Annotated in this window: 13 protein-coding genes and 2 tRNA genes; 10 read left to right on the top strand and 5 right to left on the bottom strand. The window is 70.4% G+C overall.

From position 1 onward, the window contains the following. Positions 1–48 precede the first annotated feature (48 nt). Both eboE and FVE25_RS13005 read right to left on the bottom strand, forming a co-directional pair. Positions 49–1206, bottom strand: a complete 1158-nt coding sequence (gene eboE, locus FVE25_RS13010) for a metabolite traffic protein EboE (RefSeq protein WP_157246793.1) — start codon at positions 1204–1206, stop codon at positions 49–51. Between the two features lie 12 nt (positions 1207–1218). Further along, the gene (locus tag FVE25_RS13005) at positions 1219–2655 is read right to left on the bottom strand and encodes a TIM barrel protein (RefSeq protein WP_181019563.1); all 1437 of its coding nucleotides are present in this window, start codon (positions 2653–2655) and stop codon (positions 1219–1221) included. Positions 2656–3098: 443 nt separating this feature from the next. On the opposite strand from FVE25_RS13005, the gene FVE25_RS13000 reads away from it, so the two are divergent. Then, the gene (locus tag FVE25_RS13000; protein ID WP_157246791.1) at positions 3099–3626 is read left to right on the top strand and encodes an SRPBCC family protein; all 528 of its coding nucleotides are present in this window, start codon (positions 3099–3101) and stop codon (positions 3624–3626) included. A 109-nt stretch (positions 3627–3735) separates the two neighbouring features. Here the strand turns inward: FVE25_RS13000 and FVE25_RS12995 are convergent, their stop codons facing one another. Together FVE25_RS12995 and FVE25_RS12990 are read right to left on the bottom strand one after the other, a co-directional pair. Then, positions 3736–4398, bottom strand: a complete 663-nt coding sequence (locus tag FVE25_RS12995) for a response regulator (protein ID WP_157246790.1) — start codon at positions 4396–4398, stop codon at positions 3736–3738. Continuing rightward, entirely contained in the window at positions 4395–4997 is a 603-nt protein-coding gene (locus FVE25_RS12990) for a sensor histidine kinase (protein ID WP_157246789.1), read from the bottom strand. The genes FVE25_RS12995 and FVE25_RS12990 overlap by 4 nt, the downstream gene beginning before the upstream one ends. Before the next feature lie 1529 nt (positions 4998–6526). Here FVE25_RS12990 and FVE25_RS12985 point away from each other — a divergent pair. The 4 genes from FVE25_RS12985 to FVE25_RS12970 all read left to right on the top strand — a co-directional run bounded on the left by FVE25_RS12985 (position 6527) and on the right by FVE25_RS12970 (position 12086). Beyond that, the gene (locus FVE25_RS12985; RefSeq protein WP_157246788.1) at positions 6527–7777 is read left to right on the top strand and encodes a cytochrome ubiquinol oxidase subunit I; all 1251 of its coding nucleotides are present in this window, start codon (positions 6527–6529) and stop codon (positions 7775–7777) included. A gap of 10 nt (positions 7778–7787) precedes the next feature. Further along, complete coding sequence (locus FVE25_RS12980; RefSeq protein WP_157246787.1) at positions 7788–8525, top strand: cytochrome d ubiquinol oxidase subunit II; 738 nt, start codon at positions 7788–7790, stop codon at positions 8523–8525. A 90-nt stretch (positions 8526–8615) separates the two neighbouring features. After that, positions 8616–10121, top strand: coding sequence for an MFS transporter (locus FVE25_RS12975; protein ID WP_157246786.1), 1506 nt, complete (start codon positions 8616–8618; stop codon positions 10119–10121). A 522-nt stretch (positions 10122–10643) separates the two neighbouring features. Then, positions 10644–12086 carry a DUF6777 domain-containing protein gene (locus FVE25_RS12970; protein WP_157246785.1) on the top strand — a complete coding sequence of 481 codons (1443 nt, stop codon included), beginning with the start codon at positions 10644–10646 and terminating at the stop codon, positions 12084–12086. 511 nt (positions 12087–12597) lie between these two features. Here FVE25_RS12970 and FVE25_RS12965 read toward each other — a convergent pair. After that, positions 12598–13005, bottom strand: a complete 408-nt coding sequence (locus FVE25_RS12965; RefSeq protein WP_157246784.1) for a hypothetical protein — start codon at positions 13003–13005, stop codon at positions 12598–12600. 509 nt (positions 13006–13514) lie between these two features. On the opposite strand from FVE25_RS12965, the gene FVE25_RS12960 reads away from it, so the two are divergent. The 5 genes from FVE25_RS12960 to FVE25_RS12940 all read left to right on the top strand — a co-directional run bounded on the left by FVE25_RS12960 (position 13515) and on the right by FVE25_RS12940 (position 17571). Beyond that, positions 13515–13991: an RNA polymerase sigma factor gene (locus tag FVE25_RS12960; RefSeq protein ID WP_157246783.1), complete on the top strand. Its 477-nt coding sequence runs from the start codon at positions 13515–13517 to the stop codon at positions 13989–13991. Then, complete coding sequence (gene rnc, locus FVE25_RS12955; RefSeq protein ID WP_425489486.1) at positions 13988–14926, top strand: ribonuclease III; 939 nt, start codon at positions 13988–13990, stop codon at positions 14924–14926. Before FVE25_RS12960 ends, rnc begins: the two co-directional genes overlap by 4 nt. Before the next feature lie 99 nt (positions 14927–15025). After that, positions 15026–15096, top strand: a tRNA-OTHER gene (locus FVE25_RS12950). A 21-nt stretch (positions 15097–15117) separates the two neighbouring features. After that, positions 15118–15188, top strand: a tRNA-Arg gene (locus FVE25_RS12945). 28 nt (positions 15189–15216) lie between these two features. Then, positions 15217–17571, top strand: coding sequence for a hypothetical protein (locus FVE25_RS12940; protein ID WP_157246782.1), 2355 nt, complete (start codon positions 15217–15219; stop codon positions 17569–17571). Positions 17572–17574: the final 3 nt, after the last annotated feature.

Raw genomic sequence — 17574 nt, 5'->3', positions numbered from 1 at the left:
CCCGCTGTCCCGAGCGCCTGGGGACATTGTCCCGGAGGGGTCCTTGCGTCAGACCTCCTTCAACCCCAGGGATTCCAGCGCGTCCCGGGTCCACGCCAGCTCGCCCGCGACCCCCGCGATCAGCTCGGTGTCCCCGCGTTCGGCACCCGGCAGCACGGGCCAGGTGTAGGTCTCGACTTCGGCGTGCTCGGTCCGGGCGGTGGGACCGCCGAACAGGGCGTCCAGCGCGGCCAGCAGAACCGGCCTGGTGGAGGACAGCGGCGCCGGCAGGTCGGCGTGCAGGGGCACGTGGAAGTGCACGCGCCAGGGGTCTGCGCCGGGCAGCCCGCCCGCCATGGCGTCGGGAAGGTCGTCGCAGCTCAGCAGGGCGGACGAGGTCAGTTCCTTGGTCTGGTGCAGGAACCGCGGCTCGGCGAAGCCCGACAGCGCGCTCTGCACGCCGGGACCGCTGGGCTCCGGCACCTCCAGAGCGCAGGAGACCTGCGTCTTGACGATGGACAGGTCCGCGTTCTCCAGCGCGGCGACGGCCTCTTGCGGATCTTCGAACGCCACGGACAGGTGGCAGATGTCCAGGCAGACGCCCAGCCGTTCGGTGTCGAGGGAGCGCAGGTGCTCGACCGCCTGCGCGATGTACTCCACCACGCACCCGGGCTCGGGCTCCAAGGCGACCCGCACCGTCCGCCCGGTCTCCACCTCCAGCGCCGCCAGCCCGTCGGCCAGCGCATCGAGATTGCGCCTGGCCTGGTCGCCCCGCTCGGGCGTCCAGTCCGCCCGCCACCCGAACGGGAGGGTGGAGATGCTGCCCCTGACCACGTCGTCAGGCAGCAGGGCGGTCAGGATCCTCGCACAGTCCAGCGTGTACTCCAGCCGGGACAGATCCGCCCAATCCGGCTTGTAGACCGTCTTCTTCGTGGACGCCGCGTGGAAACCGGCATAGGGGAAGGCGTTGAGGGTCACGACCTCCAGTCCTCGCTGGTCCAGCTCCGAGCGCAGCCACCGCAGGGCACCGGAATCGGCCGCGAGCTCGGCCACGACCGGCGCCGCCAGCCACAGCCCAAGCCCCAGCCGGTCGGTCCCCAGCCGCTCCCGCACCGGCTCGGCGTAGCGGGCGAGCTGCGTGACGACCCCGTCGAGGTCCTCGGCCATGTGCATGTTGGTGCAGTACGCCAGGTGAACGAGGGTGCCGTCGGAGTGCAGGAATCGCATGATGCCTCCTTCTTACGGATACAAGGGAGCGGACGACCGGGCGGCTTCGCGCAGAAAGCGAATCGACCGGGCCGCCACGTCGGGCGCGGCGTGGCTGTGGCGGGGCAGCTCCACCGTGGCCTGGCGGTCGTAGCCCACCTCGACCAGCTGGCGCAGCACGGGCGGAAAGTCGATCTCGCCTTCGCCGAACTCCAGGTGCTCGTGCGCCCCGCGCCGCATGTCCTCGATCTGGACGTGCACCAGGCGCGTGGCCGCACGCTTCACGCACTGCGGCACGGGGTCGGGCTCCAGGCACTGGCAGTGGCCGATGTCCAGGGTGAGCCCGAACAGGTCCGGGGGATCAAGGCGCTTGATCAGCTCGTCGAACGAGTCGAGGGTGTCGATGAACATGCCGGGCTCCGGCTCGAAGCCGAGCAGCACGCCGTGCTGGTCCGCCTCCTCCGCGACCTCCGTGCACGCCGACAGGAGCTGGTCCCAGAGCTGGTCCTCCGACAGCTCCGGCGAGGCGATCCCGCTCCAGAACGAGACCACCTCGGAACCGATCTCGGCGGCGATGCGCACGGCACGGCGCAGCAGGTCGACGCGGAGCTCGACGCCGCCGGCCGACACGAGGCTGGGGTAGTGCTTGCGCCAGGGGTCGAGCACGTACCGGCCGCCGGTCTCGATGACGACGTGCAGGCCCAGCTCGTCGAGCCTGCGGCGCAGCCGTACCAGCCGCTGGGGGAGGTCGTCGGCGAAGGGGTCGAGGTGGTGCTTGTCCAGGGTCAGCCCCACACCCTGATATCCAAGGTCGGCGAGCATCCCCAGGGTGTCGTGCAGGGTGTGGTCGCCGAAGCCGTTGGTGCCGAATCCGAAGACGAACTGTTGTTCATCCATGGTGCTTGTGTCTCCTGTCCTCGATCGGACGCCCAGACGACCCCCGTGGGTCTGGCTTGGTGAACTGGGCACCGGTGTGAGAATCCCGGCGATCGCCGGCCGCAGCTCGACGCGCCGCCTGATCATGTCGACCGTGCCGTGTTCCAGCAGGGACTCGGCGGTCTGGGCGGCGGCGGGGAGCGGTTTGCGGATGGTTCCATCGATGACGCGGGGCCCGGTGAACCCGAGCCTGGCCCGCGGCTCGCACACGATGACGTCGGTCAGCGTGGTGAACCACGCTTCGAGTCCCCCGGAGGACGGGCCGGTGACCAGGGACACCGTCAGGAGTCCCGCCTGCCGCAGCCTGCCGATGGACTCGGTGACGTTGGCCATCTGCATGAGGGAGAAGACTCCCTCCAGCATGCGGCCGCCGCCGGCCGTGACGATCAGCAGGGGCAGGTGCTCGGCGAGGGCGTGCTCGGCGGCCTTGCCGATCCGCCTGCCCACGGCCGCGCCGGGCCGCCCGCCCAGGAAGCGGAAGTCCATGACGGCGAGAGCCAGCGGCCGGCCCTCCACCGTCCCCGTAGCGCACACCACCGCCTCCGGAGAACCGCCCCCCAGCGGGGGGACGCCGATCGGCCGGAGGCTGCCCGGATCCAGTAACTGAGCCAGGCGCTGGGGCGCGGTCAGCGGGAAGTGGTGATCGCACCGCGGGCACACGCCAAGGTCGGGTCCGACGTTCCGGTCGTCCCCCACGTGCCGGCATCTGGGGCACGTGCGGCGTTCGCTCATCACGCCCACCGTCGCCCGCGGTTCATATAACGCCTCTCGCGCACGAATAACTGGATGGGGGAATTCTTCGGAGTTCGACTCGAACGGGGCTCGAGGGAGACTCGAGCTCGCCGCCCAGCGGCATGAACCGGGGCACGTCGGCGCGCGTGCGGAGCCGGACTCTATACCGGCCCTAGTGCCGCTCGAGTCGGCCTCCGGATATTGGTGCATGGCAGCCTACGCGACACGAATCGAGGTCCCGCTCAATGGAAACCGTCGAGAACTCGGTCGTCATCGGCAGCACGCCCTCGCGCGTGTACGAGCTCTGCGCCGACCTGGGCCTGTGGCCCACCGTGTTCAGCGCCGTGGAGTCGGTGGCGCAGAACCGGGTCGTCGAGAACGAGGTGGTGGCGGAGATGAAGGTCATCGACGACCTCGGCGAGAGTGTCACCTGGTGTCACTGGTACTACTTCCCGGCCCACTTCTACATCGGCTTCGAGGTGCTGTCACTGCCTCCGTCGACGGTGGTGCTGAACGGGAGCTGGCACGTGAGACCGGACAAAGGTGGCGCCCGCCTTGAGATCGTGCACAACTTCCTGACCGAGGTGGATGCCGAGGCCGCCTCAGGGGACCTGGCCAAGGTGCTCCACCGCAGCACCGAACGGGTGCTGGGCGAGCTGAGCACCTACCTTCAGCGCGAGCGGGACGAGGCCGGGAACCCGGGCGCGAGCCGTCGCCCCGTTCCCTCCGCCTGGCCCGTCTCGGCCGGCGGCGACGTCGCCCTCGTCCTCTAGCCGTTGTCGTGTCCCGGACGTGGCGGGTGATGGAGGGGAAAGAATGCACGACGAACCCCAGGGCGTGTTACACCCGCCACGGCGGCCGGAGGTGGTCCTACCGTCGTTCCTACTCGCCCAGTCCCGCGTCCCTGGCACGGACGGCCGCGGCCATGCGATCGTTCACACCCAGCTTCATGTAGATCTGCGTGATGTGGTTGCGAACGGTCTTCTCGGCCAGGACGAGATCCCTGGCGATCTTGCGATTGTTGTATCCGCGCGCGAGCAGATCCAGGATCTGCCGCTCGCGCTCGGTGAGCTCGGGAAAGGCCGCACGACTCGGCAGCACGTGCAATGCCGAGAAATACCCTTCCAGCCGCGCCGCCACCGACTGGCCGAAGACCGCGCCTCCTTCGGCCACGACGTGAATGGCACGGATCAGCTCCTGACGAGACGCCAGTTTGACGAGAAAGCCATGCGCTCCCGCGCGCAGGGCGGTGACCACGGAGTGGTCGTCCTCGGCCACGGAAAGGATCAGCACCTGCGGGGCGGTGTCGTCTTCGGCGGTTTGCGCACGGATGAGCCTGGTGGCCTCGATGCCCGATCCGCCGGGCATCTGGAGGTCCATGACCACGACGTCGGCCGGCGGATCGAGCAGGCGCAACGCGCCTACCGCCTCCTCACCGCTGGCGGCCTCGCCGACGACCTCCAGGCCGTCGGCGGACTCCAGCGCGAACCGTAATCCCGCTCTGAACACGGGATGGTCGTCGACCAGGAACACGCGGATGCTCATGCCGCCCTCCGCGGCAGCACCGCGCGCACGAGCGTGCCGGGCTGTGGCCGCGCCGGCACGACGACACAGTAGCCATTGGCCTCCTCGGCGCGCAGCCTCATCGAGGTCAGGCCGATCCCGCCCTTCCTGGCCCGGGGAAGACCGACGCCGTCGTCGGCCATCTCCAGAATGACGTCCCGCTCCTCGACCAGGAGACGCAGCCGCACGTGGTGGGCATCGGCGTGCCGCAGCGCGTTGGTCAGGCCCTCCTCGGCGATCCGGTAGAGAGCCCGCTCCGTGGTGGCCGACAGGTCGAGCCGGACGTCGGGCACATCCGCCGTGACGTCGGCCCCCAGCCCGTTCACGCGCACGACCAGCCGCCGGAGGGCCTCGCCCAGGCTCCACCGGTCCAGCGCCTCCGGCGGCAGTCCCTCGACCACGCGCCGCATCTCCTCCGTCAGCTGGACGATCTCCGCCGCGGCCTCCTGAATGAGCTGGCGGGCCGCCGGATACTCGTCGAGCTGATCGGCCACGGTGAGCAGGCGCAGCCGTATCCCCGCAAGCCTCGGGCCCAGGTCGTCGTGGAGGTCGCGGCGTATCCGCTGGCGCTCCTCCTCCACGACCTTCCGCTCCCACCCGAAGGGCCGTGCGGGCGCCGTGCGCTGACGGCGAGTGTCAAACAGGCGCCGCCGCCATGACGCGATCCTCTGAAAAAGAGGGATCGTCCGGATGTGCTGTTCTGTCCCCCGCACATTTAGCCCTTTCAGACCTCTCGTTTCCGGTTCTGCCACCTGAGTGAGCAAGGACCCGCTGAATGCATGCCGTGCCGATTCAGTTAATGCGCCGATCGCTAGCATCTGACCCCGTACCTTTTCTTGCGCCAACCCCGTGCCCCCTTTATGTGCTGGAAATACAATTTCCTTTCGTGCTCTCGGGTCTGTAAAGTTCAGACCCAGAACGCTTTTTTACGTTGTGTCACGACCCCCCATCGGCGGTGATCGTACAGGCGTGCTGCGTTGATGACCAGATGAGGCTCCAGGCCCCGCGACTGGATGCTGACGAAGCGAACACTTGGTTGCCGGAATGACTGGGCGTCATCTTTTGGCAAGCTGTTGGAAACATTTACAACACCGAGTCGAGCGGCCCGGGCCGGCGCCGCCCGCGGGCGAAGGAGGGTCACGACCGCGGCCGTCCCACCAGGTTCCTTCGCGAACTTCCCCGAAAACTTCGCGAACTTCCCCGCGAGGCGCGTCCGGCAGTTCCTCACTCCGTCCTTCCGGCGGATGGGCGCAGGACGTCGCGGACGGCGGTCCTGGACGCCCTGATCACCCCGGCCGTGACCGAGGCGGGCATGGATAAGGTGACCAGCGTCGACGCGGGCGGGCACGGAGTCGCGTGCGCGCGCGATTTCACTGCTGCCTCCATGGGGTTGGGTGTGCGCCCCCGGGGTTTGGCGAGGCCGTGGTCGATCTACCCGAAAGCTCGTGCAAGGCATTTGATCCCGGTGCCGTCCACCTGATCAACGAGGCCGGCGGCCATTGGCAACGGCCTATCGCGTAGTCCGATGCCGTGCGTGGTCGCGTGGACAAGGTGCGACCTGTGGTCATGCTCGTCCCGTTGTACACACAATGAGGTGCGCTTGTTGCCACTGCTCCATCCATGAGAGTCATGTCGGCCTTGCCCTAGTGCGTCACGGTGCGCTGATACGGGCGGCACCCGTGGCAGAGCACGCGCCCGAGGTTGACAGGCGCGTAGTTGCCCAGAGACCTAACGAACTCGTCTTGAACGAAGTGCATCATCAACCCGCCATTTGGCAAATGAGGCAACAAATAAGCTCGAACATAAGTACCGGCGAGCCGTGGGGTCAAGCCTCCGGTGCCCGGGGTCGGACCCCGGCCCACCCGTCCGTTACTATGCGAAGACTCAGGACTCGGGCGCGAAAGCCCCAGGCAGATGGTGATCACCTGTTAGATACGGCTTGATCACTTCAAATCACTCTCGGTCAGCTTACAACCAGAGATGTACCGCCGATTGACTGAGATACATCTCCGGATGTATGCCGACATGTGGGCTTACTGCGAGGGATGTAAGCCAGGTGACCGCCACGGAATGACGCGACGCGGCGCAGCCGTAACTGATGCTGCCCCCCATGGAGACGGTGGATCTCGCCCGCCTGCAGTTCGCGCTGACCGCGGGCGCGCACTTTCTCTTCGTGATCCTGACGCTCGGCCTGGCGACCCTGGTCGCCGTGATCCAGACGCGGGCCACCTTCTCCGGCAACACCCTGCACATGCGGATGACCCGGTTCTGGGGCCAGCTTTACATCATCAATTACGCAATGGGCATCGTCACCGGGCTGGTGATGGAGTTTCAGATCGGGCTGGCATGGCGCGGGCTGACCGATTTCGCGGGCAACGTCTTCGGCTCGGCGCTGGCCCTGGAGACCCTGGCGGCGTTCTTCGTCGAGTCCACCTTCCTGGGCTTGTGGATCTTCGGCTGGAACAAGCTCAACCGGTGGGCGCACCTGGCCGTGATCTGGGTCGTCGCGCTCACCGCCTACGCCTCCGCGTTCTGGATCATGGTCGCCAACGGCTTCCTGCAGAACCCGGTCGGCCACGTGACCGAGGGCGGCGCCCTGCGGATGATCGACTTCGGCGCGCTGGTGGCCAACCCGGTCGCGCAGCTGGCCTTCTGGCACGTTCTCAGCGGCGGCCTGATCGCCGGCGGATTCCTCATGGCCGGGGTGAGCGCCTACCATCTGCGCAGGCGCACCGACGAGCAGGACTTCTTCCGCAAGTCGCTGCGGATCGGGGTCGGGGTGGCGCTGCCCGCGACGTTCTTCAGCGTGACGTTCGGCTCGTTCGCGCTGAACCACCTGCAGCCGGCCAAGGACGGGGCCTGGGACGGCGCCGCCGCGGAACTGGCCGCGGCGCAGGCGGCGATGGTGGCCAGGTTCGGGCCGGGAGACTATCTGCCGCCGGCCGGCGTGGTGCAGGGCGCGGGCATCACGATGATGAGCATCTGGGGAGTGTTGACGGTCGTGGCGCTGCTGAGTTGCGTGCTGATGGCCTTCCGGCCGCTCGTCCGGGACTTCCGGCTGTGGCACCGCGTGCTGATGGCGATGATCCCCCTGCCGTTCGCGGCCGTGATCGCCGGGTGGATCGTCCGCGAGATAGGACGCCAGCCGTGGACGGTCTACGGGCTGTTACGCACCGCCGACGCGATGACCCCCGTCACGGCGCCCCAGATGTGGTTCTCGATCACCGCCTTCGTCGCCCTCTTCGCCGCCCTCATCCTGATCAACTACTGGCTGCTGGCCCGGCACGCCCGCCGCGGGCCCGGCGCCGTGGCCCTGGGCCGGAACCCGATCGACGCCTCCATCACCGCCCCGACATTCTGAGGAGGCGACCATGGAGATCTTCGTCCTGGCCTTCTTCGCGCTCGGCTACCTCGTCCTGGGCGGCGCCGACATCGGGGTCAGCATGGCGCTGCCGTACCTCGGCCGCTCGGCGGCGGAGCGGCGCGAGGTGATCGCCGCGATCGCGCCGTTCTTCCTGGCCAACGAGGTGTGGCTGGTGGCGACGGCCGGCGTGCTCGCCGGGCTGTTCCCCGAGCTGGAGAGCGAGCTGCTGAGCGGCAACTACGTGGTGGTCGTGGTCCTGCTGCTGGCCTGGGTGATCCGCGACATGGGCCTGTGGCTGCGCGGGCGGATGCCGGGCGAACGCTGGCAGCTGTTCTGGGACGGAGCCATCGTGGCCGGCGGCTGGGGCCTCGCGCTGAGCTGGGGGACGCTGCTCAGCCATGTGCTCGTGGACCTCGAGGGCCTCGCCGCCGCGCTGTCGGCCCTGCTCGTGGCCGCGCTGTTCGCCACGCACGGGCTGGCGTTCGCGGCGCTACGGCTGCGCGGGACGCTGCACGAGCGGGCCATCGTGCTCTCCGGCGCGGGGGAGGCCCGCACGTACGCGCTGACCTCGGCGGCGCTGCTGGCGGTCGGGGTGCTGGCGGGCCTGCGATTACCCCTGAATCCCGGTACGGCGGGCGCGCTCCTCGTCCCGGTGATCCTTGCCCTGATCCCGCTGCTGGTGGCCGCCCAGGCATGGGTGTGGTGGACCTTCCGGCACCGCGTGAGCGGACCATCGTACCTGTGAGCCACCGATGACCTGACCACCGCTTCCCGCGCTCGGCTCGGTGAGGGCGACGAGGAAGGGGACAGAAAAGTACAGAAATGGAGATGGCAGATGTCGGTGTCAAACACGACGCATGCCGTACAGTCCGACCGGCGGCGGGGGATGGGCGCGGTCGTGCCGGCCCTGGTCGCGTTCGTGATCGCCCTCGAGCTCGGCGCGCTCTACGTCGCCATGCCCGGCCTGAGCGTGGATCTGGCCAGCAACGGCGTGAACCAGCTGTGGATCATGGATATCGCCGGCTTCCTCATGGCCGGGTTCTTCATCACGCTGGGCAACCTCGGGAGCAGGGTCGGCCATCGGCGGCTGCTGCTCATCGGCGCCGCCTGTTACGGCGTGCTCTCGCTCACGTCGGCCTACGTGTCCGAGGCGTACACACTCCTGGCCGTGCGGCTGTTCGCCGGCGTCGCGGGCGCGATGCTGCTGGTCGCCGCGTTCGGCCTGATCGGTCATCTGTTCGCCGACCCGCGGCGGCGCCGCGCGGCCGTGGCCTCGAACGCGGGCGCGGCGATGCTCGGCTTCGTCCTCGGTCCCCTCGCCGGCGGCCTTCTTCTCACGTCCTTCTGGCCGGGTTCGGTCTTCCTCATCTCCGTGCCCGTCATGGCGCTGCTCGTCGTATCCGGGCCGTTCCTGCTGCCCGAGGCCCGCGAGAGCGAGGCGGGCCCCATCGACGTGGCGGGCATGTTCCTGTACTTCCTCGCGGTCATGCCGGTCGTCGACGGCGTCAAGGTGCTCACCGCCGACCGCCCCTCCATCGCCCTCCTGCCGCCGCTGATGATCCTGTTCGGCGCCGGGTTCGGCATCCTGCTCGTGCGCAGGCTGAAGCGCCGTCCGAGCCTGTCCCTGAACGGCGTGCCCCGGGTCGCCCTGGCCGTCACGATGGTGGCCGCCGCGGTGATGGCGGGCACGTTCCTGCTGGTCAGCCAGTATCTGCTGAGCGTGCTCGCCCTGGGGCCCCTGCAGGCGGGGCTGTGGCTGCCGCTGCTCGGCGTGGGGCTGGCCGCGGGCTGGCGGCTGTCGTCCGCGCTGCCCGCGCGGGGGACGGGCGCGATCGCCCCGGGCGTCGCCGTCTCCGTCGCCGGATTCGCGGTGCTGTCCCAGATGGGCGCGGTGGACGGTCCCCTCCTCGCGGTGCTCGGCGGCGCGCTGGCCTGCCTCGGCGCGGGCTCGCTGCTCGCCTCCGGCGTGCGCGGCCTCCCCGGGCCGGTGGCGGGCGTCGGCCACGTCCTGGGCGCCGGGCTGGGCATCGCCGTGATGGGCGCCGCCGCCACCTACCTCTACCGGATGTCCATGGCCGACGTGCCCGTCCCCGGCGCCGCGGCCGACATGGCCGAGCACGCGCGCACCACGATCGCGGGGGCCACGGACACCGCTGGGGACCTCGCGGCGGGCGCGGCGGCCGAACTGCTCGCCGTCGCGCGCGACGCCTTCACCGCGGGCGTGGGCATCGTGGCCCTCGCGGGCGCGGCCGGCCTGCTCGCCTTCATGGCCGCCGTGGTCGGCGCGGCACGCCGTCGTACGGCTGGCCGCGAGGTGAAGGCACATCCGACCGTCCGATGAAGCCGGCGGCGCCGGCTCGGTACGCTGGCGGCGACGGAAGGTAGATGTGTCCGCAAAGGTAGCTCCGTAGGGGTATTCCGGCCACGCCGCACGTCGGGTATCGGCACGACCAGCAGACCGGGTACGACCCGGGCCCGGAACCGCGGAAGCGAGCGGGCTCGCAACCCGCGCCGATGGGTTTCCCTATTTGCCTGACGTGAGAAAGTTTCTGGCTTTCGCGGTAAACCGCCCATTCCTGAAGCGAATCCCGTGTTGTCGCCGAGGCTTTGACCGGGCCCGGCGGAATATCCGTGAGCAGCCATCTCGCGGACGCACCTTATGGGTCCCCGCTATGCCCGGCGGAGTTGGAGTGGCGCGCCGGTGAGAACGGTAACTCCGGCCGCGTTACAGAAGGCCCGCATGCGTCTCACGCCCGCCCCGTGAGGCGCGTGCGACGGGCGGCGATCACGGACCGCCACCCTTCCATGCAAACCCGATATTTCCTATCGCTTTCCCCGCCCGCCGAGCGGACAATAGGCGGCCGTGGCTCTCCAGTTCAGACGATGGATCTGGATCGCGCTCCTGCTGTGCAGCCTCGCTGTCGTGGCGCTGGCCGCGGTCATCACCTACGTCGGCCTCGACAAGGCCGACCAGCTGGCCAGCGTGATCAGCGCCCTCACCGGGCTGGTCGCGCTGGGCGTCGCGATCCGGTCGATAGCGCCCGCGCGGCAGGCGGAGGCCCCGCCGCCCGAGTCCGGCGATCGGCGCATCAAGATCGCCATCGCCTTCGTGGCGGCGACGCTCGCCGGCGCGATCGCCGCCGGCACGCTGGTCTTCCTGACCATCCAGCAGGCCGTCTCGCTCATCCCGGTGGACACGATGCAGGAGGACGCCTTCGTCTCCGAGCCCGCCGACCCCCACACCCCCGGCCGTGACGTGCGGCCCGCCTTCATCGACGGCGCCCCGGAGGCCGGAGGGAACGTCGACGGCAGCCGCGACGGCGCGTACGCCACCACCAAGCACGGCGTGGCCTGCGACGTGGGAAAGCTGGTCAAGTACCTGACCGATCCCCGGCACGCGGCGCAGGCCCGGACATGGGCGGCGACGCACCGGATCCAGCCCGGCCAGATCCGGTCCTACCTCGCCAGGCTGACGCCGGTACGCCTGCGGATGGACGCCCGCGTCACCAACTACGACTACAAGGACGGCGAGGCGACGCCGTACCAGGCCGTCCTTCAGGCCGGTACGGCGGTGCTGGTCGACGAGCGCGGGGTGCCGCGGGTGAAGTGCAACTGCGGCAATCCGCTGGCCGAGCCGCGAGGCACCGCAAGCACCTCCGACAACGTCAGGAAATATGCGCACAACCCGGGTGACGCCTGGAGCTCCTTCGCCCCGAGAAGGGTCGCGACCTTCACCGCGGGCAAGAAGGTCAAGCGCTTCACCCTGATCGACCTCGACGACGGCAAGCTCTACCAGCGCAAGGTCGGCTTCACCGGCAAGAAGGACACTCCCCTCCGTTCCGGCGACTCCGCGTGCGCGGACCTGCGCCAGTCCACCAGCTGCGGGGGACCGGGGCCCCGGGTGACGCCGGAGGACGAGGCCGCGCTGGAGGCGACGCTGCGCCGGATCACCGGCGCGGTGGAGAACGGCGACTGCACCCCGCTCTACGACGCCCTCACCTCGGCCTCGACGAGGAAACTGGGCATGTCCAGGGCCGCGTTCATCGCCAAGTGCCAGGCGGGGGAGGACCAGCTGCGATCGCTCGGCGCCAGGACCACCATCGACGACGTCAAGGTGGTCGAGCAGCGGGGGGCTCAGGCGATCGTGGCCTTCAGCGGTACGGTGACCATTTCCGGAGGGGCGGGCGGCCCTCAGTCGCAGCGGTTCTCCGGCGAGCGGCGGCGCCTGATCCGGGAGAACGGCAACTGGAAGATCGAGCTGCCCGATCAGCTTGTGGACGCCCTTAAGCGAGCATTCGGCTCATGAACCTATTTTTCCGGAAAAACACCGCCTTTTACTCCCGAAGCGAATCTACTTTGTAAAGGCGTTGTCACGATATATCCGCCAATAGCGCGAAATCAACACACCTAGCGCCCATCGTATGGACCTGGCAGTCGGATGACACCGCCCGCACCGCCCAACCACGCCTGGAGCCGCCCGACCGGCCACACCTGGAGCCGCCCGACCGCGCCCCCCGCGTAAGCCGTCTGGAGCCACCCGCCCGGCGCCGCCCGCCTGCGACCCGCCCGCGACCTGCGATCCGACCGCGACCCTGCGCCCCGTGCCGCGCTGCCCGGCGCCGCTCGCGCCGTGGGTGCCGCCCGTCCCGCGCCGCCCGTCGCTGCCCGTCGCCGTCGTCGGGTCCGTCGCCGTCCGTCGGGTCCGTCGGGTTCGTCGTGGTGCGCGCGCCTGCCTCGACAGCCATGCCCCGTCGCCATCGCCACAGCGGGGGAGCCCATGAGGGCGGCTCGGGACGCCCCCGCTGTTCGTCCGGCTGTCAGGAGCAGCTGGGATCATCCGTGGTCACGCTGCCGAACTTGGCGATCGGCAACTTGGCGCGGATCGTGAAGCAGCCCCCGTTCTCGGCGGCGGCCTGGAGGTGCGGCAGCGCCCGGCGGTAGGGGATGGCGATCGCCGCCCCGCAGGCGAGCCCGTAGAGGGCCGGCAGGCGGAAGCAGACGAGGTTCGCGGCGGCGTCCACGGACCAGCCGTGCTTGTTGAGATAGCGGGTGACCGACCGGGTGGCGTGGGGGCGGAGGTAGAACGTGCAGTTGATCCTGCTCACGCAGTCCTTGTTGAAGTACACGCCGGCGGCGGTGGCCTGCGCGGGACCCGTCTGGACGGCGGTCAGGCAGGCGGCGCAGACGAGCGCCGCCAGTATGCGGGCCGATCGGGGGTGTTTCACGGTCGACTCCTTCCGTTGCTGGGCGAGATCGACGCTCGGCTCCTGGCGGGGTGTCCGGCGACCAGGTCCGGACACATACCGGAAAACCCTCTGCAATCGGCTGCTCACAGCCTTCGCCTCGCGGGCGGTTCGGTGTCCGGCGCCTCCGGACACCTCCGCTCCGCGCCGACCGTCCCGGCACGTCGCGCACGGACCTGGGCCTTTCCCCTCCGGCCTAGACCGGCCTGGAACGGCCTGGAGCGGGCTGGAGCGGCCTGGAGCGGCGGGCTGGCGCCGTGGCCGGAATCGAGGAGATTCTCGCCGTGGGAGGTCACGTTCTCAGACGGCGCGTGCTCTACCGAGTGTTCACGCGCCTCCCTCTCCCCGACCGGAACGGACGTGATGCACATGGCGAGCCTGCTGGACCCGACGCTCACCACGATCCCCCCACTGCCCACGCCATGACGACGCCCGGCTCCGGCACACGGGCCGCCATCTCGGTGGCGAGGGCGGATGCGGAGGTGTAACGCGTGGACCTGGAGGCCTACTACAAGAGCGAGTTCAAACCTCTGGTGCGGTTCGTCATGAGGTCCATCGGCACCACCGACGTGCACGAGGCGAGAGACGCGGTGCAATCCGCCTTCACCCAGGCTCACTCGCGGTGGGACACCATCAAGAACCCCGACGCGTGGCTGCGGACGGTGGCGCTCCGCGAGTTCCTGCGCCGGCGCCCGCCGCCGCCCACCGACCAGTTACCCGTCCCGGCCGGCCCGGACAGCACCGCGGACGCCGTCGAATGCCGCCGGCAGGAACGCCTGGTCCGCGCGACCCTGCAGAGCCTGCCGCCCCGGCAGCGCGCGGTCATGGCGTGGTACCTCGACGGCTTCAAGCCCGGTGAGATCGCCACCCAGCTAGGCCAGGACCCCGCCGCCGTCCGGCAGAACCTGCACAAGGCTCGTTCCAACCTCAGAAAGGCGATGAACGCCACAACCGAGGAAGCATCATGACGCGTCACCACGAACCCTCCCACGCACACGAGAACAACGCGCACCTCGACGCCCTGCTGGCCGACGCCAACGCGGAGCTGAGCGCGCTGCTGGATGCGCTGATCGATGTCAACGCCGGGTGGGACGACCTCACCGCGCATCAGCCCGCGCCGGCAGGCCCGAGCACGCCGGAGCGCGCGGACTTGATCGGGGCGCTGGGCGTCGAGGTCTCCCGCGAGTTGCTGGAGCGGGCGCTGACGCATCGTTCGTACGCCTACGAGAACGGCGGCCTGCCCACCAACGAGCGCCTGGAGTTCCTCGGCGACTCGGTCCTCGGCCTGGTCGTCACCGACACCCTGTACCGCGGCCACCCCGACGTGACCGAGGGGCAGCTGGCCAAGCTGCGTGCCGCCGTGGTCAACATGCGCGCGCTCGCCGGAGTCGCGCAGGACCTGGGCGTCGGCCCCTGCATCCGGCTCGGCCGCGGCGAGGAGGTGACCGGCGGCCGGGAGAAGGCGTCGATCCTGGCCGACACCCTGGAGGCGCTGATCGGCGCGGTCTACCTCGACCATGGCCTGGACGTGGCTGCCGCCCTGGTGCGCCGGCTCTTCGACGCGCTCATCGTCCGCTCGGCGGAGCTCGGCGCGGGCCTGGACTGGAAGACGTCGCTGCAGGAGCTCACCGCGCTCGAGGAGCTCGGCGTGCCCGACTACCACGTCATGGAGAGCGGCCCCGACCACCACAAGACCTTCCGCGCCTCGGTATACGTCGGCGGCACCACCTTCGGCTCCGGCGAGGGCCGCAGCAAGAAGGAGGCGGAGCAGCAGGCGGCCGAGGCGGCCTGGAACGCGATCCGGCGGATCGCCGCCGCCCGGCAGGTCATGGCCGATCCGGAGGACACGGGAACGTCCACGGCCGGAATGGCCACCGCCGAGCCGAGGAAACGCACAGGTTGACGAGGTGCGCCGAGCACGCCCGGGCGTGCTCGGCCCCGCCGTCCGGAAAACCATTGGCAGCGCGGCCCGGCATGTCCGATATGGTGAGCGGCACCACACCATGGAGTAGCTCAGTGGCAGAGCGCCCGGCTGGGACCGGGAGGGCGCAGGTTCGAATCCCGCCTCCATGTCGACGGCCGGACCCGGCCTCTCCTGAAGTAGATCAGTGGGTAGATCGCCCGGCTCTTCCGGGAGGGCGCGAGTTCGATCCTCGCCTTCAGGTCTTCACGAGTGACGTCAGGGGGACCACGGTGTCAGAGGAGCCGCGCCGCACGGCAAGTCCGGGCTACGCCTACGGGCAGCTCCAGCGCGCGATGAACCGGGCCGCCGCGGGCGAGGCCAAGGCGGCGGCGTGGCGGGCGGTGCTGGACGGCATGGAGACCGGCCGGCTGACGATCGGCTCGCGCACGCCGGTCGCCGATACGCCCGCCTGGGTGACGCTCGAGGTCGCGCACGGCGGCTTCGCCACCGGCCGGTACGTGGCGGAAACGCCGCTGAGCGAGGCCGAGGCCGCGCGCTTCGGCGACCGCGAGCAGCTCAACCTGTACTACCTCAGCGACGAGGGCCAGGCCGAACTCCTGGAGGTTCTCGCATCCGGGCGCTACCGCGTCGACGCTCCCGAGGACGCCGCGCTGATGACGGCCGCCTGGCTGCTCGACCGCGGGCACGCCGCCGACGCCCTCGATCTGGTGGTCTCCCTGCGGCCGCTCATGCACCGGCTGCGGATGACGCCTCGCCTGACGGACAGCCCCGCGCCCTCCGGCGCCACGGTACGGCTCGCGCCGGTGGGGGAGGTGAAGGCGGCCCTGCGCGCGGTGACGGTCAACCCGCGGATCGCGACGATGCTGGAGACGCTGCGGGTCTGGCTGCCGCTGTACGACCGGCTGGTCGCGCTGTGGTGCGACACCGTCGAGGGCGAACTGCCTGAGCTGTCGCACGGCGGCGCTGCCGACGGCGAGCTGCCTGGGTTGTCGCACGGCGGCACTGCCGAGGGCGAGCTGCCTGGGTTGTCGCACGGCGGCGCTGCCGAGGGCGAGCAGCCCGGGCAGTCGTACGGCGGGGCCGTCGAGGGCGGCTGGCCGTGCCGCGTGTGGCCGGCCGACTGGACGCGGCGCCGTACCGAATGGCTGGCCGACTACCGGGAGGCGAGCCAGACGCACGCGCCGCCCGCCGCGCACACCCACCCCAAGAGCAACTTCGCCCGCCTGCGCCGGGCGCTGGACGCCTGCGAGTACGACAGCAGCGCGCTCACGGGCCGCGACGTCGGCTGGATCCGCCGTGTGCTGGTCGGCACCGTCACCCGTCACGGCGCCCCCGGCTCGGAGCGGCGGGCCGCCCTGCGCAGCACGCAGGCCGTGGCCGCGGCCCGGCCGACCCACGCGGCGCTGGCCGCAGTCCTGGCGGGCAGGCTGGACCGCTACCCGGAGGAGGGCGGCATCCCCGCCGTCGAGCCCCTCGCGGCCGACACCCTGCCGGAGGAGGCGGGCGCGGTCCACCCGATCCCGCCGCACCTGGCCGCCAAGCTCACCCGCGCCCTGGAGGCGCCCGTGGACGAGCTCGTGGCCCGCGGTGTGATCACCTCCGGCGAGGTGCTGGCCCGGGTGCTGCCGCAGATCACCGCGCAGCTCGTCGCCGCCGACCTCGGCGACGAGCACCTGGCGGGCCTGTACGCCCAGACCTACGGCGCGTTCCGGCGGCGCCGCAGCCTGCTGCTGCTCAACCTGGAGCATCAGGTCCGCTTCGACGAGCTGCCCTGGATCGGCGCGCTGGAGCCGTTCCGCGCGCCCAGCCCCGACGGCGCCCGCACCGCGCGCCGCACGCTGGCACAGGCGACGACGCTGGCGCTGACCGCGTTCCCGCAGACGATCCTGCCCAACCCGCTGCTGCGCGAGCTGGGCGCGCTGGCCGAGCGGGCCGGCCTGCCGATGCCCCTGGTGGAGGAGGTCGCCGCCGACATCTTCATGGGCTCCTTCACCACCAAGTGGCGCACCGCGGCGGAGATCACGAGCCGGACGATGGCCGGCACCCTCTACGCCCGCTACTACGACCTCCCCGAGGAGCGCGCCTGGACCTCGGCGGGGAAGAGCGGCCGCCGGTGGGGGAAACGCACCGCCGAGGACTTCGCGACGTTGTGCGCCGAGCGCGCCAAGGAGGCGCAGACCGGCACGAGCCGCGGCTTCGTCGCCGCCAACGGCACCGTCCTGGAGCAGAGCCAGATCCTGACCACCCACAACCTGGCCGCCCTGGTCCACACCCTGCACCTCGAGGACGACCTCCGCGCCCAGGCCCCCGCCCTCGCCGAGCGCACGTTCACGTGGATCGTCGCGGGCCTGTCCGCGCCGAGCCTGCGCATGGTCAAGAACATGGCGTACGGCTGGCGGCAGGCGATCTTCTATCTGAGCTTCTGCGACCGGCAGCAGCAGGAGGCGGCCTTGACCGGCCTTCGCCGGATGCTCCCCGACGCCCGCCTGGCCCCGGCGGTCAAGGGACTGTCCCACGTGATCGCCGGCGGCCGCTTCGCCGCCGGCGGAACCACTCCGGACGGTTCCGGACGCCGCTTCCTCGGCTGGACCACCGGCGCCCACTGGTGCCTTCCAGTCGCATGAGCA

It is taken from the genome of Nonomuraea typhae, assembly GCF_009760925.1.
Taxonomy (GTDB): Bacteria; Actinomycetota; Actinomycetes; order Streptosporangiales; family Streptosporangiaceae; genus Nonomuraea; species Nonomuraea typhae.
This window is presented reverse-complemented; position numbering and strand designations above follow the sequence as displayed.